This is a genomic window from Affinundibacterium seohonense, assembly GCF_014284305.1.
In the GTDB taxonomy this organism is placed as follows: Bacteria; Pseudomonadota; Gammaproteobacteria; order Burkholderiales; family Burkholderiaceae_D; genus Undibacterium; species Undibacterium seohonense.
The window spans coordinates 71410-83915 of the sequence record NZ_JACOFW010000003.1; the positions used below are offsets into that span (position 1 = coordinate 71410).

Annotated in this window: 8 protein-coding genes; 4 read left to right on the plus strand and 4 right to left on the minus strand. The window is 46.8% G+C overall.

Annotated features, from left to right (window positions below):
* Window positions 1-39 precede the first annotated feature (39 nt).
* On the plus strand, window positions 40-1188 hold the full coding sequence (locus H8K52_RS03925) for a 6-phosphofructokinase (protein WP_186921593.1): 1149 nt from the start codon (window positions 40-42) through the stop codon (window positions 1186-1188).
* Here the strand turns inward: H8K52_RS03925 and H8K52_RS21025 are convergent.
* Both H8K52_RS21025 and H8K52_RS03935 read right to left on the minus strand, forming a co-directional pair.
* Window positions 1147-4776: a sensor domain-containing phosphodiesterase gene (locus tag H8K52_RS21025; protein ID WP_222613667.1), complete on the minus strand. Its 3630-nt coding sequence runs from the start codon at window positions 4774-4776 to the stop codon at window positions 1147-1149. The two genes, H8K52_RS03925 and H8K52_RS21025, sit on opposite strands and share 42 nt — an antisense overlap.
* 393 nt (window positions 4777-5169) lie before the next feature.
* Entirely contained in the window at window positions 5170-6480 is a 1311-nt protein-coding gene (locus tag H8K52_RS03935) for a hemolysin family protein (protein WP_186921594.1), read from the minus strand.
* A 249-nt stretch (window positions 6481-6729) separates the two neighbouring features.
* Here H8K52_RS03935 and H8K52_RS03940 point away from each other — a divergent pair, with 249 nt between their 5' ends.
* The 3 genes from H8K52_RS03940 to H8K52_RS03950 all read left to right on the plus strand — a co-directional run bounded on the left by H8K52_RS03940 (window position 6730) and on the right by H8K52_RS03950 (window position 9824).
* Window positions 6730-7722: a tetratricopeptide repeat protein gene (locus H8K52_RS03940; protein ID WP_186921595.1), complete on the plus strand. Its 993-nt coding sequence runs from the start codon at window positions 6730-6732 to the stop codon at window positions 7720-7722.
* A 199-nt stretch (window positions 7723-7921) separates the two neighbouring features.
* Window positions 7922-8560 (plus strand): YitT family protein, encoded by a 639-nt coding sequence (locus H8K52_RS03945; protein WP_186921596.1) that lies wholly within the window; start codon window positions 7922-7924, stop codon window positions 8558-8560.
* Between the two features lie 139 nt (window positions 8561-8699).
* Window positions 8700-9824, plus strand: a complete 1125-nt coding sequence (locus H8K52_RS03950; RefSeq protein WP_186921597.1) for a beta-ketoacyl-ACP synthase III — start codon at window positions 8700-8702, stop codon at window positions 9822-9824.
* A gap of 81 nt (window positions 9825-9905) precedes the next feature.
* On the opposite strand, the gene H8K52_RS03955 is transcribed toward H8K52_RS03950, so the two are convergent.
* Together H8K52_RS03955 and H8K52_RS03960 are read right to left on the minus strand one after the other, a co-directional pair.
* A complete protein-coding gene (locus H8K52_RS03955) occupies window positions 9906-10604 on the minus strand; it encodes a thiol:disulfide interchange protein DsbA/DsbL (RefSeq protein WP_186921598.1) in 699 nt (232 codons plus the stop codon).
* A 78-nt stretch (window positions 10605-10682) separates the two neighbouring features.
* On the minus strand, window positions 10683-12323 hold the full coding sequence (locus H8K52_RS03960) for an alpha-amylase family glycosyl hydrolase (protein ID WP_425507521.1): 1641 nt from the start codon (window positions 12321-12323) through the stop codon (window positions 10683-10685).
* Between the last annotated feature and the right edge of the window lie 183 nt (window positions 12324-12506).

The window sequence follows — 12506 nt, forward strand, 5'->3', positions numbered from 1 at the left end:
ATTTAACGCGATTGAACACGATTTAATTCAGGAGCTCGCATGAGTGTCAACATTCCCAATTCAAACACATCCAATCCGATCCGACGTATTGCCATCACCACTGGTGGCGGCGATGCGCCAGGGCTAAACGCCGTGATTCGAGCGGTTGTCCTATCCGCATCGCAACGTGGTTGGACGTGTTTTGGTATTCGGGAAGGATTCAATGGCATTCTGCGGCCCGATCGTTTTCCCATTGATGGTGTGTTTGCACTTGGCAAAGATCAGGTACGCGGTATCAACCATTTAGGCGGCACCATACTTGGCACTACTAATCATGGCAATCCTATGCGCTTTGTCATGACAAATGCCGACGGTAGTGAATATGAAGTTGATCGCACCGATGACATTATTGAGCATCTGCGCGGGATGAATATCGATGCTTTGATTTGCATTGGTGGCGATGGCACCTTAACCATTGCGCACGCACTCCATCAACGTGGATTAGCGCGCGGTCTGCGCGTGATTGGTGTACCGAAAACCATCGACAACGATTTAGATAAAACCTACACCACCTTTGGTTTTGATACCGCCGTCGCATTTGCTACTGACTGTATCGATCGCTTGCACAGCACCGCGGAAAGTCACCGTCGGATTATGGTGGTCGAGGTAATGGGCCGCTATGCGGGCTGGATCGCATTACATGCTGGCATGGCGAGTACTGCGCATGCCATTTTGATTCCAGAAATTCCTTATGACATCAATCAAGTGGTACAAAAAATTCATGCGCGTACCAAGGCTGGACGTCACTACAGCATCGTCGTGGTGGCGGAAGGTGCGCGCGCCAAAGATGGTCAACGCGTACTAGAAGAGCAAGCGCACTTGGGCGGAGTCGAGCGCTTGGGCGGCGTGGGCGAGCAACTCGCACGTCAACTAGAAGCCATCACCGGCAAAGAAGCACGTGCCGTGGTACTAGGCCATTTGTTACGTGGCGGTAGTCCAACTTCATTTGATCGACTGTCCGCCATGCGCTTCGGTGCGGCTGCGGTACGGGCTCTGGATGAAGGCTACTCGGGCATCATGGTCGCGCTGGCATTTCCGAATGTGGAATATGTCAATCTAGATGAAGTCGCAGGCCGCATGAAAGGGGTCCCTCTAGATGGCGATACGCTACAAACTGGACGTGACATCGGCATTAGCTTTGGAGACTAAATTCTTGTTATCCAACATAAATTGCGCAAACTGTACTGGTGCCAGAGGACGTGCAAAATAATAGCCCTGCACTTCATCACAATGTTGTTGATGTAAGAAAGTCAGTTGCTCTTCGGTTTCAACACCTTCCGCGATCGTCTGCAATCCCAAGCTTTTTGCCATACTGATGACGGCACTGACAATCGCTTTATCTTCTGGATCACTATTAATATCCCGCACAAATGACTGATCGATTTTTAATTTCGACACTTTGAATTTCTTTAAATAGCTCAATGAAGAATAACCCGTTCCAAAATCATCAATCGACATTCGCACACCACGTAAATGCAGATCGTTCATGATGGCAATCGCGCCGGGTGGGTCGATCATGGCAACGCCCTCTGTTAATTCTAATTCGAGATAGGTCGCTGCTAACTGTGACTCCTGCAGTATCCGCGAAACTGTCCCCGGCAAATCGGTATGCCGAAACTGGATCGCAGACAAATTGACGGCAATACTCAGATCGGCCCATCCTTGCTCATGCCAAGCTTTGGTTTGCGATACCGCTGAGCGTAGTACCCATTCGCCAATTGCCAAAATCAAACCTGTCTCCTCCGCTACCGGAATAAATTCAGCAGGAGAAATTGATCCTAGCTCTGGATGCGTCCAGCGCAGCAACGCTTCGCTGCCGATGATTTTCCCAGTAATCAGCGACATTTGTGGCTGATACACGACGTGCAATTGATTGCGTTCTAAGGCGTAACGTAGCGCATTGACCAATTCAAGATGACGTCCAGAGCGTGCCTGCATTTCTGGTGTGAAGAATCGGTAAATACCACGACCGTCTTGCTTGGCCCTATACATCGCCGTATCGGCATTACGTAACAGAGTTTCTAAGTCTTCCCCATCTTCAGGATAAACAGCAATACCAATTGACGTTGAGATATTTAAATCATATTGACCCAATTGATACGACTGACTCACCGTGTGCAATAACTTTTCTGCGACCCGTTCGGCACCAGTTTCATCAACACCAGACAATAGTAAAATAAATTCATCCCCGCCCAAACGCGACACCACATCATCTTCGCGTAAGACGTCGCGCAAACGACGCGATAATTCTACTAACAGGGCATCACCGGTGCTGTGTCCCAAAGAATCATTGATATTCTTAAAATGATCTAAGTCAAAGAACATTAAGCTCAGTGGACTGCCCTTGCGCCGTGCGGATTTGATCGCCAATTGAGCTTGCTCCTCAAGCAAAACGCGATTGGGTAATCCTGTTAACACATCGTAATGAGCCAGATATTGAATACGCTCTTCCGTACGTTTTTTTTCTGTAATATCTTCTTGCAAGGATATGAAATTGGTAATCACCCCATTTGCATCGCGCACCGGCGAAATGTGCGCAAGTTCGATATATTCCTTGCCGTCCTTATAGCGATTGGTCAGCTCGCCTTGCCAACTGCCGCCGCTGCGCAAGCGATCCCACATATCTTCATAGGTAAATAACGGTGTATTTCCCGACTGCAAAATATTTGGGCGTTTGCCAAGGACTTGCGACAGCGTGTGGCCGGTTTTATCGACGAAGGCTTGATTCACATATTCGATTTTGGCCTCGGTGTCGGTAATGATGATGATGTTAGGACTCTGCTCCACCGCCTGTGACAATTTGCGCAAATTACTCTCGATGCGATTTTTATCAATGGCAATTGCCAGAAAATGTGCTGCCATTTCAAGCAAACTGATATGCCACAGCTCTGGTTTAGTCGGCACTTTGTGATAAATCGCAAAAGCACCGAGGATTTGATTATTGGAGGATCGAATAGGTTCCGACCAACATGAAGCCAGACCAGCGCGGCCAGCGATCTCCTTAAAATCGATCCAGTATGGATGGGTGGCAATGTCTTCGACGACCGTGCGGGTTCCTGAAAACATCGCATGTCCACAAGAGCCAACACCGTAGCCAATTGCCAGACCATCAATAGCTTGGGAATAAAAATCGGGCAAATGAGGCATCGCACCGGCGTGAATATGAATCTGATCCGCATCCAAAGTTAGAATCGAACAGGCACTATCAGGTAACACCTGCTCCAGTTCAAGCACGACATCATGAAACAACTGATCCAAATAAATTACGTTGTTAACACGCTCAAGCAGATACGTTCGTAAGGACTCGAGCTTGCGAGAACGCTGCCGACCGAGCTCCAATTCAAATCGATTCAATGCAAAACTCAAGTCCATTGCCAACTCAAGCAACAACACTCTAATTTCGTCATCAAAGGCTTGCGCACTGCCTGCATACAAATTCATCACCCCATATACAGATCCATTTTTGAACAGCGGAATAGCAGCTGCAGACGCCAGATTAAATTGCACAGCTTCAGGCGATTGCACGCTCTCTTGCGACCAAAGTGCGCGTGCGTCTAATAGAGCGTTGACACATAAATCACGGGGCTCATCAGGTGACTCGAGGTGAAAGAGGCGTTCTCTGAAAAGCACAGTACCAATGCCATCCCAGGCAAGCGGACGGATTGTTTTTGCTTCCTCATCTAGCACGCCGATCCAAACCATTTTGATTCCCGCGTATTGCAAAATATTGCGGCAAATTTGTAAAAATAACTCTTGCTCAGAATGGCTACGAACGATGGCCTGATTGCATTGGCTAAGAACATTATAAAATTGTGTCAGCCTCTTGTTTCTTGCCTCGACCGTTTGTCGTTGCTGCTCAATTTGATAGAGCGCCTGCTGGGCAATACCAACGAGACCGAGGACACTTTTTTCCATTCCCGGACGTAAAATAATCATCTGTTTGAAATCAGCTTTTCCTAAGCTGTCTAGATGTTCTTTAATTTTAGTGACTGAGCTGCCTAGCGTTTTTTGAAAATCATGATATGCCCGCCACAATAAGAAAACGACAGTCAGACACACCACCATAAATACATAACGCATCTGCAGCGCAACCGTCTCGGCATATTGAACATCACGCAAAGTTCTCGCTTCCAACATTTGATGAAATTGGGCAATGGGCTGCATAATTTTGCCTTTTGCCTCGTGGTATGCCTTATTCATCAACAAATCGATAGGGCGCTCACCTTTATTCAACCAATTTGACCGTTCCTCATCAGCCAAGGCCATTGCCTGTTTTTCCAGCAAAGTCAATTGATCTGAAGTCGTTTTAGATTCTGCCAATTTTGCAAACTCTTCACTATTGACCCCGGCTTGTCGAATCAAATCGAGTAACGCAACCCGTTCACCGCCAGCAGCATCACTTCGACTCGTGTCATTCACAGCAAGATCCCAATCAGTGCCTTGATAGGCTGGTGGCCGGACTTGCTGTCCCTCACGCACCGCCAAAATATCAAAATAGGATTGTTTATAAATCGGATCGCCAGTGACCACATAGGAGCGTGCCATACGCGTCAGATCATCCGAGGACTGGCGCAATTCAACGGCTAAGGCATGCGATCTGAACCGCAATTCATTCATATGATCGAGCTGCTTCTCTGAACGTACATACACGGTGAAGCTAAGGCTCAGTAAGGCCAGCATACAGAGCGTCAACCAGAAATTCTTCATAAATCTAAAAAAACTAGTTAACGCGATCATTGAATTTATCACTGAAAGGTTGATCGGATGAATATGGCAAATGGTTAGAAAATTAAAATTTCTGTCATAGATGAGAGACAGTAACGACATTCCTGACAGTATTTATTTATAACATGTCAAACTTCAGTTACCTTGAGCTAAAACAAGCTTGATGTCTAGTCGGAATATGCAAAACAACAACAGCCACAAGACACTCGCCATTTCGAATTTGCAGCGAGCTAGCGCGGGGGCCAAAACCATAAAACTTTAAGCAAAACAGGCTTCTCATTTCTACTTAAGAAATTTACGTCGCATACCGCGCCGCTGAGCCATGGCAAAAAAAAGGACCCCTAATTTGGCGTCCTTCAAGCATCGTGTTCTAAAACAAATTGTCGATTAAGTCACAATAGCGACTCAATGCTCGTCGACTTGTTCTTTAGGATGCACTCTGACCAAAATAATACGTGGACCATTCATCTTTTTGACGACGACATCAAATTGCGGGAATTCTATTTTTTGACCCTCTTCTGGCAAATCCCCCAAAACTTGCATAATCAAACCACCAATAGATTCAACTTCCTCGTTGTCCAGATCGATTCCCAGAGCAATACCTAAGGTAAACAAAGGTAAGCTTCCTTTACCAATTAAAGTACCGTCATCTAGCAAAGTCCAGTCATTATCATTTTGGCGGAATTCGTCGCGAATTTGTCCTACCAAGGCACTTAATAAGTTATCCAAGGTGAGGAAGCCCACGGGCTTACTGTCCCGATAACCGACCATCGCAAAGTGCGGCGCACCTTTACGGAATCGGCGGAATAGCTCCAAGGCTGGGGTGTTAGGAGGTACATACTCAACGTGGCGTAAATGTTTGCTTAGATCATCTAGAGATTTGCCGCTTTGCTGGGCTAAGAACAAATCCTTCAAATGCAACATACCCAAGACTGTTTCTCCATCCGTATCGATATAGGGATATCGACTAAAGCGATTTCGAGCGGCCGTTGCCATGTTGTCTTCCAGACTCGCATCTTTATACATAGCGACCACTTCATTAATCGGGCGCATCAAATCAGAAATTTCGAGATCACCAAAGTCCAACATCTGCGCCATGATGCTCCATTCATCAGGCGTCAATTTCTTGCTGGCATGACTGCCGCGCAAAATCATTTTTAATTCTTCTGGAGAATAGTGGGCATCGCCACCATGGTTTGCATCTAGACCGAGCCAACGGAGTACGGCGTTCGCGCTTTTGTTTAAAACCCAAATGGCGGGAAACATCGTCCAATAAAACAAATACAATGCTGGTGCCGTCCACAGTGACACCCTTTCCGGAGTGCGGATCGCCATCGACTTCGGCGCAAGTTCACCGACCACAATGTGTAAAAAAGAAATGACAAAGAAGGCAAAGAAGAGAGAAATTCTATGTATCCACTCGGCAGAATCGATCCCGACGGAAATTAGTATTGGCTCTAGGATCCGCGCGAATGCGGGTTCACCAACCCAGCCCAAGCCAAGCGACGCTAGAGTAATGCCGAGCTGACAGGCAGACAAATACGCATCGAGATTTTGATGTACTGCAACTAGCAAGCGTCCGCGAAAACCACCAACTTTTGCCAGACTTCGTACTCGGGTTGCCCGCAACTTCACCAATCCAAATTCGGCCGCCACAAAAAAACCATTCAGCAACACTAAAAATATTGCTGCCACGATATACAAAATATTATCCAACGCCTAACTTTCGAAAAGAAACAAGCCTCTACTTTACCCTAGAAATACGACAAGACTATGGCAAATCCATAAGAATCAGTCTGTCCAATCAGAAAGTGATAGAACAGCAATCTGCCATTCACCCCCCATTTTCGACATTTCATGATTGTTAAATTCTGTGTCATCGCATCTTGGTTGACAATCGTTAATGCAAAAGTGACACTCCTACTCGCTCCATATTCCAAGTCTATTTTTACCAGGGATCGTTCAATGAAATCAAAATACCAATTTGCCGCAGCCGTAGCACTATTCGCGTCCAGCACTTACCTGACCACAGCACAAGCCCATGAATACGATGCGCTGATCAAAGCTAAAAAATATGCAGAAGTCGAAAAAGCAGTAGCCGCCAAACTCGGCACCGACGCCAACAATCCTGATGCACTGATTGCGAAAACCGAATTAATCCTAATCGAAGGCAAAGAGAGTCGACTTGATGAAGCGGTCAAAATCGCCGAGCAATGCATCGCTGCCAATCCCAAAAATTCTGAATGCCACGAAGCTCTAGGCAATGTACTCGGCACCAAAGCGATGCGTGGCGGCGTGATGTCTGCGATCACCTATATCGGCAAAATTCGTGACTCCTTCAAAAAAGCCATCGAGCTTGACCCAAACAATTTTAGTGCCCGTGCTTCTTTAATGCAGTTCTATTTACAAGCGCCCGGCTTTGTCGGTGGCGGCACTGATAAAGCAAAAGATTTAATTATCGAAACCATCAAATTTAGCCCAGCTGCCGGTGCCTTGTTACAGGCATCACTAGATCTGCATGAAGACAATTTTGATCGCGCCTCATCGACTGCACTCGCTGTCAATACTGCAAACTCCGAGGCGTTGGCGAAGCATCAAAGAAACGTGCTTTCCAGTATTGGTCATGCTTTAACCAATAACAAGAAAATGGTAGAGGCCGAAAGAATCTTCCGCGAACTGTGTAATCGTTTTCCTGACTCAGCAATGGGATTTTACGGAATGGGTAAGGTTCTCTTAGAACAAGGCAAAGCAAAAGAGGCGATTCCCCACTTTGAAAAATCGGTACTCATTGAGGCCAGTGCGAATGCGTTTTATCGCATCGGTAAAGCTTGGCAAAATTTAGGTGACAAGGTCAAAGCCGTTACGGCATTTGAACGCGCACTCAGTTTTAAACCTGAGCTAGCAAAAAAACCTAAGGCTGACGCGGAAGATCAGTTGAAAGCCTTAAAAGGCTCATAGAAGCGCTGATAATTGATAATTAGCCACATATGACTGAAAAAATTACCGTAGTTGAAAGTCCGTCCATTAGGACACATTGACCTAGTTTGACAAGCATCAAGCAATCCTTGAATAGGCTGCACTGACAGCCTATTCAAGGCACATCCCCACTACAATACGGCTTCTGCTCTGCTGAGTTTCGCTTGATAAGAAGACCGCAATGTCAACTCCCCCAATTATCCCTGTTCCACCAGCACCACCAGTCGCAGTACCCCATAATCTTTTTGAAGATGTGCTGGCTATTTTTACTGGTACCTTATTGGTGTCACTCGGTGTGGCTTTGTTTAATCAAGCTGGCCTATTCACGGGCGGTACAGCGGGTCTGGCCTTTCTGATTCACTATGCAACTGGCTTATCGTTTGGTACTGTTTTTTTTGTCGTGAACTTGCCATTTTATTGGCTGGCATGGAAGCGCATGGGTTGGCGGTTTACCTTAAAGACATTTATCTCAGTCGCCTTGGTGTCGCTGATGTCGGGCTTACATCCTAAAATGGTACAACTTAGCCAGTTCACGCCTCTCTATATTGCCCTCATTGGTGGCTCATTAATGGGTGTCGGCTTTATCGTTTTATTTCGTCATCAGGCCAGTCTGGGTGGTATCAATATCCTGACCTTGTATTTGCAAGAAAAACATGGCATCCGTGCTGGCAAACTACAGATGGGCATTGATGTATGTATCGTATTCGCCTCGTTTTTATTGGTCACACCGATGGCGATGCTGGCATCGATTTTTGGCGCTGTAGTCTTAAACCTGGCGATTATGCTCAATCACCGTCCGGGTCGCTATTTAGCAGTGTAGTTCGCCCGAATGTAGTTGGAGTCATTCCTCTAAGTTTTGCCTACAAATGCAGCAGGCTTGAAATACCCGTGTAAAATTGGCGTGCTAAGCACCGCCTACAGAAGCGCTGCAATCCATCAAGCCAACCGAGGAAACCCAGATGAATCAAGTCGTCATCAGCGGCACAGGTCTATACACGCCTACCGAATCAATTTCTAATCAAGAATTAATCGCCAGTTTTAACGCTTACGTTGAGCAATTCAATCAAAGCAACGCCGCTGCGATTGCCGCTGGTGAGATCACCGCTTTAGAACCATCTAGCGAAGCGTTTATTGAAAAGGCTTCTGGTATCAAATCCCGTTATGTCATCAACAAAGCCGGCGTACTAGACATCAATCGCATGGTGCCGCATATCGCCGAGCGCAGTGATGACGAACCATCGATTATGTGTGAAATGGCGGTAGCGGCGGCAAAACAAGCATTGGAACGTGCGGGCAAAACCGCTGCCGATGTCGACGCAGTTATTTGCGCCGCCAGTAATATGCAACGCGCCTATCCGGCAATGGCAGTAGAAATCCAAAGCGCACTCGGCATTGATGGCTACGGCTACGATATCAATGTCGCCTGCTCTTCCGCCACCTTCGGCATTCAGGCTGCAATGAGTGCGATTCAAAGCGGACAAGCGCGTGCGGTATTAGTCGTCAATCCAGAAATTACCAGCGGCCATTTAAACTGGCGTGATCGCGACAGTCACTTTATCTTTGGTGATGCCTGTACCGCGATTTTATTAGAGCGCGCTGACCTCGCGACATCGTCACATCAATTTGCGATTTTGGGCATGAAACTCAAAACCCAATTCTCCAATAACATTCGCAACAACTTTGGTTTTTTAAATCGTGCGGATGAAAGCGGAATTGGTAAAGTCGATAAATTATTCCGTCAACAAGGACGCAAAGTTTTTAAAGAAGTTTGTCCAATGGCCGCAGAGACCATCACCAATACCGTGCAAAGCGCTGGCTTGGAAGTCGGTGGTGTACAACGCTTCTGGTTACATCAAGCCAATCTGAATATGAATCTCTTGATCGCCCGCTTAATCTTAGGACGCGATGCGACTCCAGAAGAATCACCGACAATTTTGGATACTTATGCCAACACCTCTTCTGCTGGTTCCATCATTGCGTTTCACAAGCATCAAGATGACTTGGCGAAAGATGCGATTGGCGTCATTTGTTCATTTGGCGCTGGCTACTCTATCGGCTGCGTGGTGGTCAAGAAGCTGAGTTAATCTCGACAAAATTCGATTCAATTCAACAAATAAAAACGCCAGAATTCACACTCTGGCGTTTTTTATTTTGGCACCGACAGCTTATTTTGGTGTCGCCGCTTTTTGTTTCTGTGCGCTCGCTACCAACCAATCCAACACCGGCAACAAGGCTTGATTGGCTTGATCTTCGCTAGGACGACCATGTTCACTGCCCGCCATCGACGGTGATGTCTGGAAGCGTCCATCGACAATCAAAGTCGGCCATGAAGTCACTTCATAGTCCGACATCACGCGCTGTGAACGTCCCTGCTTCGTTTTCACGGTGAACGAGTTATAAGCACTAAAAAACGCCGCCTTATCGATATTCGTTTTATTGATGAAATCACGTACCTGCTCGTCTGTCATCAAACGATTACGCTGCACATGGTAGGCCTCAAAAACTTGATTGTGTAATTCATCTGCCTTACCGATAGCGTCCAGCGCGAAGAATAATTTTTGCTGCGCTTCGACACCGGGATTTAAGACGTGAATACGTTTAAATTGAATTCTATCGCCCTGCTTCTTTACCCATTCGGCTAAGCTCGTTTCTAAGTGATGGCAAAAATGGCAGTAGTAGGCAAAAAATTCGATGACTTCAATCTTGTCACCAGCATTGACTGGCTGGGCTTGCGCTAATACGCGATATTCTTTACCAGCTTCTGGTTTCGCGATACTCGCATTCGCTGCGAAATTAACCAAACCCAAACCCGCCCCTGCGAGCAATTGAGAAAATCGACGACGTGATAGTTGAGTAAGCTGCATGGTTCTCATCCATAAAGTGAATCAAAAAACACAGTATAAACGCAAACCCTAATTTCTCATGTGGCTTTGCAACGACTCTCAAACCCCACGTTGCAGACCTATCCAAGCGCCATAAGCAGGCAAAGTTATTCTTGCGCCGTCTTTATGACCGACTAAACCATGGCCGGACAAAGCAATCGCTTCTTGTATCGCCAACCAGTCAAGATGCTGCGGCGCTGTCGATAAATTAAATACCGCAAACACACTAGGTGCACCAGGTAAATCGCGACTCAGAGCTAATAGTGGTTCGGGTAGATCATAGAAACGGATGTCCCCACGCATGAGTTGTGGAATGCTTTTACGCCATCGCATGACCCTACGAACAAAGTGCAAAACCGAGTCAGGATCTTTTTCTTGCTCATTCACCGCCAAAGCAAAATGCCCTGTTGGCACTGGCAGCCATGGCTTGCATTCGGAAAAGCCTGCATATGCAGCGGTGCTATCCCACACCATCGGCGTACGACAGCCGTCACGACCTTTGGATTCAGGCCAGAAAGTTAAACCAACTGGATCTTGTAAGTCTTCATAAGCAAGTTCAGCTTCTGGCAAGCCCAACTCATCTCCTTGATACAAACAAGGCGTGCCCTTTAACAGCAATTGCAAAGTCAAAATCATTTTGGCAAAACTCGCATCCGCCTGCGCACCACCCCAGCGCGTCATGACACGTGCCACATCATGATTACCAACTGACCACGAAGCACCGCCCTCCTTCACGCGTGCTTCAAAGGCTTCCACCTGTGTACGGATATGTGTCGCAGAGAACTCAGCGGTCAGCAGATTAAAGCTATACGCCATGTGTAGCCGCTTGCCACCTTCGGTATATTGCGCCATCACTTCGAGTGCATCATCCGCCCCAATTTCACCGATAGAAATCGCCTGATACTCATCAAGCAAGATCCTGACGCGCTCTAAAAATGCCAAATTCTCTGGACGCGAATTATCATAAATATGCGCCTGCATGCCATACGGATTCGAAGCCGCCACATTCACGGTATTCTGTTTCTCAGCAACAGGGTTACTCCGCAATTGCTGATCATGAAAATGATAAATACAGGCATCCATGCGGAATCCATCAACACCGCGTTCCAGCCAGAAACGCATGTTCGCCAGATGGGCATCCTGTACTTCAGGATGATGAAAATTCATATCTGGCTGACTGGTCAAGAAATTATGCAGATAGTATTGGCAACGACGCGTATCCCATTGCCACGCCGATCCGCCAAATATCGATAACCAATTGTTTGGTGGTGTGCCATCAGGCTGAGGGTCTGCCCACACATACCAATCCGCTTTAGGATTATTCCTGTTGCTACGACTTTCGACAAACCAAGGGTGACTCTCAGCGGTATGCGACAGCACCTGATCGATCATGATTTTCAAACCCAGATCATGCGCACGCGCTATCAATGCATCAAAATCAGCCAATGTGCCAAACAGCGGATCGACATCACAATAATCCGCAACATCGTAGCCAAAATCCTTCATCGGTGAAGTGAAGAAAGGAGAAATCCAAACGATATCGACACCCAGACTGGCGATATAATCTAGATTCTCAGTGATGCCGGGCAGATCACCAATGCCATCACCATTGCTATCTTTGAAGCTACGCGGATAGACCTGATAAATCACGGCTTCGCGCCACCAGTCTGGCTTGGGTGAAATCAGATTTGTCATACTCATTATCAAGTCAAAAAAGATAAAAAAAGCCCCTCACTTACTCACGCAAGGAGGGAGCCGAAACTCATCATCGAATTATTTCCCCTCCGATGTGAGCAAGAAATTCTGTACAAAAAAACGAAGCTCTCAAAAATGAGATGAACTACTTCGCTTAAGCCCCTCTCCCGCAAGCGGGAGAGGGGTTCT

Bases quoted from the DNA above. Each gene is read 5' to 3' on its own strand.
- H8K52_RS03925 (WP_186921593.1), top strand. From the start codon at position 40: ATGAGTGTCAACATTCCCAATTCAAACACATCCAATCCGATCCGACGT.
- H8K52_RS21025 (WP_222613667.1), bottom strand. From the start codon at position 4,776: ATGATCGCGTTAACTAGTTTTTTTAGATTTATGAAGAATTTCTGGTTG.
- H8K52_RS03940 (WP_186921595.1), top strand. From the start codon at position 6,730: ATGAAATCAAAATACCAATTTGCCGCAGCCGTAGCACTATTCGCGTCC.
- H8K52_RS03945 (WP_186921596.1), top strand. From the start codon at position 7,922: ATGTCAACTCCCCCAATTATCCCTGTTCCACCAGCACCACCAGTCGCA.
- H8K52_RS03950 (WP_186921597.1), top strand. From the start codon at position 8,700: ATGAATCAAGTCGTCATCAGCGGCACAGGTCTATACACGCCTACCGAA.
- H8K52_RS03955 (WP_186921598.1), bottom strand. From the start codon at position 10,604: ATGCAGCTTACTCAACTATCACGTCGTCGATTTTCTCAATTGCTCGCA.
- H8K52_RS03960 (WP_425507521.1), bottom strand. From the start codon at position 12,323: ATGAGTATGACAAATCTGATTTCACCCAAGCCAGACTGGTGGCGCGAA.